Source organism: Azospirillum sp. 11R-A, assembly GCF_049472615.1.
Classification (GTDB): domain Bacteria; phylum Pseudomonadota; class Alphaproteobacteria; order Azospirillales; family Azospirillaceae; genus Azospirillum; species Azospirillum palustre.
This window is the reverse complement of sequence record NZ_JBCEBL010000065.1, coordinates 1-3,396: the sequence shown is the minus strand read 5'-3', so window position 1 is coordinate 3,396 and position 3,396 is coordinate 1. Positions and strand designations below refer to the sequence as shown.

The 3,396-nt window shown below is 71.4% G+C and carries 6 protein-coding genes; all 6 read left to right on the top strand.

Translation table 11 applies throughout. The features are described 5' to 3' along the window. On the top strand, positions 1 to 220 hold a 220-nt coding region (locus VH569_RS35135), incomplete at its 5' end, for a hypothetical protein (RefSeq protein WP_423321893.1). Then, positions 171 to 818 (top strand): hypothetical protein, encoded by a 648-nt coding sequence (locus VH569_RS35130; RefSeq protein WP_423321891.1) that lies wholly within the window; start codon positions 171 to 173, stop codon positions 816 to 818. The genes VH569_RS35135 and VH569_RS35130, both read left to right, overlap by 50 nt. Continuing rightward, positions 815 to 1,156, top strand: a complete 342-nt coding sequence (locus tag VH569_RS35125) for a 4Fe-4S dicluster domain-containing protein (protein ID WP_423321889.1) — start codon at positions 815 to 817, stop codon at positions 1,154 to 1,156. The genes VH569_RS35130 and VH569_RS35125 overlap by 4 nt, the downstream gene beginning before the upstream one ends. Before the next feature lie 37 nt (positions 1,157 to 1,193). After that, positions 1,194 to 2,240, top strand: a complete 1,047-nt coding sequence (locus VH569_RS35120; protein WP_423321887.1) for an ABC transporter substrate-binding protein — start codon at positions 1,194 to 1,196, stop codon at positions 2,238 to 2,240. After that, positions 2,237 to 3,034 carry an ABC transporter ATP-binding protein gene (locus VH569_RS35115; protein WP_423321885.1) on the top strand — a complete coding sequence of 266 codons (798 nt, stop codon included), beginning with the start codon at positions 2,237 to 2,239 and terminating at the stop codon, positions 3,032 to 3,034. Before VH569_RS35120 ends, VH569_RS35115 begins: the two co-directional genes overlap by 4 nt. Further along, positions 3,031 to 3,396 (top strand): ABC transporter permease (locus VH569_RS35110; protein WP_423321883.1); only part of this gene is annotated, 366 nt, incomplete at its 3' end. The genes VH569_RS35115 and VH569_RS35110, both read left to right, overlap by 4 nt.

Genomic DNA, 3,396 nt, shown 5'->3' with positions numbered 1-3,396 from the left:
CATTCTGGGGGCGGCCTCCAAGGGCGGCCGCTCCGTCATCGCGCGGGTGCTGACGACCGAACCGGTCTATGCCCGCCTCGACCGCGCCGAACCGGAACTGTGGGCGGCGATGCGTCAGGCCCAGCCGAACTTCTTCCTGCCTTTCGACCGGCACCGGCGGCCTGCGGCTGGTGGACGGGACCTGCGCCACCGCCGTCCCCGGACTGTTCGCCGCCGGTGACGCCGCGACACGCGAACCGATCTGCGGAGGCTTCACCGGCGGCGGCAGCCACAACGCCGCCTGGGCGATGTCGAGCGGTCATTGGGCAGGTCTCGGGGCTGCCGACCATGCCCGTGCTCTGGGGAATGGAACCCGCGCCCTGCGGCGGGCGGGCGGCGCCGGATTGCAGGACAGGCCGCGGGGCGGCGCGGCGGTCGATGCTGGCGGCCTGACCCGCGCCGTCCAGGCCGAGGTGTTCCCCTACGACATCAACTACTTCCGCTCGGAGGAGGGGCTGACTGGTTCCGTCGGCCGGCTGGACCGGCTGTGGGCCGATGCCGCCGGGGCCATGCCGGCCTCCGCCGACACCGTCTTGCGCGTACGGGAAGCGGCGGCGATGCTGGCGACTGCCCGCTGGATGTACCGGTCGGCGCTGGCCCGCACGGAATCGCGCGGCATGCATCGCCGCATCGACCATGCGGCCCTCGACCCGGCCCAGCGCCATCTGCTGACGGTCGGCGGCCTGGACGAGGTCCATGTCTCGACCCGTCCGGCGCCGGTCCGCGCGGATCCGGTCCGCCTGGATCGGGCCGAGGCCGGCCGGGAGTTGGCCGCATGATCGAGCTGATCAGCCCGACCCGCTGCACCGGCTGCAACATCTGTGTCTCCGTCTGCCCGATGGACGTGTTCCAGCCGACCGGCGGCGGCCGGACCGACGGGGCCGCCCCCGTCATCGCCCGGCAGTCCGACTGCCAGACCTGCTTCCTGTGCGAAGCCCATTGCCCGGACGACGCCCTCTATGTCGCTCCCGATGCCGAAACGGTGACGGGGATCACCGAGGACGCGGTTGCCGCCGCCGGCCTGTTCGGCAGCTACCGCCGCGCCATCGGCTGGGATGCAGCCTATCGCGAGAACCGTTCCGCCGATCAGACTTTCCGGCTGCTGGCGCCGCATTGAGCGCCCTGCCGAATCACAAGACAGGAGCCTTTTGATCATGACCGTGTTCGATCCCGCCGGCATCCGCGTGAACCGCCGCCGCCTGCTGGCCGGTGCAGCCGTCACCGCCGGTATGCTGGCCGCCGGACCGCTGTGGACCGGCCGCGCGCAGGCCGCCGCGGCCAAGGCGACGCTGGCCTATGGCAGCACCGGCTACACCTGGGCGGTTCCCTTCGTCGCCGAGGCCGCCGGCACCTGGGCCGAGGCCGGGGTCGACCTGAACACCATGGAGTTCGAGAGCGGGCGCGATTCGATGCAGGCGCTGCTCGCCGGCTCGGCCGACTTCTCCGCCTCGACCGACACGCCGGTGGTGTTCGCGGTGCTGCAGGGTCTGCGGCCGCTGATCCTGGTGAACTACAGCCGCTATTCGCGTGACATGAAGATCGTCGTCCGCAAGGACGGCGGCATCGACCCGGCGAAGCCGGCCAGCCTGAAGGGGCGCAGGATCGCCACCCGCGTCGGCACCTCCGGGCAATATATGCTGGCGAAGTATCTGGAGTTCGCCGGGCTGGCGCCGGGCGACGTCGAGGTGGTCGATCTCACCCCGAACAACATGACCTCCGCCCTCGTGCGCGGCGACATCGACGGTTTCGCCTGGAGCAGCCAGTCCGCCGCGGTGGCCGAGCGTCAGTCCGGCGGCAAGACCGCGGTGATGACCCAGGACGGGCTGGAGAAGTTCTTCCAGAGCCATCAACTGCTGCTGACCACCGAAAAGGTGGTGAAGGAGAAGACGGAGCTGGTGGCCGGCGCCATCCGGGCGTTGCAGGGAGCGGAACGCCGAATCCTGGCCGACGGCAGTTGGGCCGACCTGATTTCGCGCCGCATCCACACGCCGCCGAAGGAGATTCTGGAGGCGACCTCCGAGTTCACCTTCAAGATCGCCTTCGACGACCGCTTCGTCGACGATCTGGTGGCGGAGGCGGAATGGGCCATCGCCGCCGGCCTCGCCAAGCGTCCGGCGGGGGATCTGCGGGCGCTGTTCCGCGGCCTGATCGTCGACTCACCCCTGAAGGCGGTGGCGCCCGACCGGGTGACCCTGTCGTGAGCGGGCCGCTGATCGATTTCGACCGCGTGTCGCAGATCTATGCGGCGCGCGACGGSTCGCCGGTCTGGGCGCTCAGCGACGTGTCGCTGCGGGTGGAGGCCGGCGARTTCGTCTGYCTGATCGGCCCGTCCGGCTGCGGCAAGTCCACGCTGATCCATCTGCTGGCCGGCTTCCTCAAGCCGACGTCYGGCGCCGTGCGCTTCCGCGGCCGGCCGCTGGACGGGCCGGGGCCGGACCGTGGYGTGGTGTTCCAGGAATATGCGCTGTTCGCCTGGATGACCGCGCGKCAGAACGTCGAGTTCGGCCTRCGCATGCAGCGGGTCTCCGCCCCSGTCCGGCGCCGCCGGGCGCTGGAGGCGCTCGAYMGGGTCGGGCTGCGCCATGCCGCCGACCGCTACCCGCACGAGCTGTCCGGYGGCATGCGCCAGCGCGTCGCCGTCGCCCGCGCCCTGGTGGTGGAGCCGGAGGTGGTGCTGATGGACGAGCCCTTCGCCGCCGTCGACGCCATGACCCGCACCACCTTGCAGGAGGATCTGCTGCGGCTGTGGCGGGAGACCGGGGTGTCGGTGCTGTTCGTCACCCACAACATCGACGAGGCGGTGTTCCTCGCCCAGCGCGTCGTGGTGATGGGGGCCGGGCCGGGGGTGATCCGCGAGGATCTGGCGGTCGATCTGCCTTATCCGCGCGACCGCGGTTCGGCGGAGTTCGGTCGCGAATATGCCCGCATCGCCGCGGCGCTGGCGCGCGGCAGCCGGGGAGCCGACCAGAGCGACGGTGAACGGAGGGCGGCGTGACGGCGGCGACGGATGACGTGACCGGCAACGATCTTTCTTCCTCCCGGCGCCCGGTGGTGGAGGCGCCGTCCGACAGGGACGCCTTCGCTAAAGAGTTCCGCCGCGCCCATCGCCGCGGCCTGCGGCGGGCGGCTTGGCTGCGCGCCCTGCTGAACGTGACCGGCATCCTGCTGTTCCTGGCGGTCTGGGAGGCGGTGCCGCGGCTGGGAACCTGGGTCAATCCGGTGCTGCTGCCGCCGCCGTCGGCGGTGTTCGACAGCTTCGTCCCGATGCTGCTGTCCGGCGAGATCGCGGCCAACATCCTGGCCAGCCTGCGGCGGGCGGCGCTGGGCTTCGCCATCGCGACGGCGACCGGCGTGACG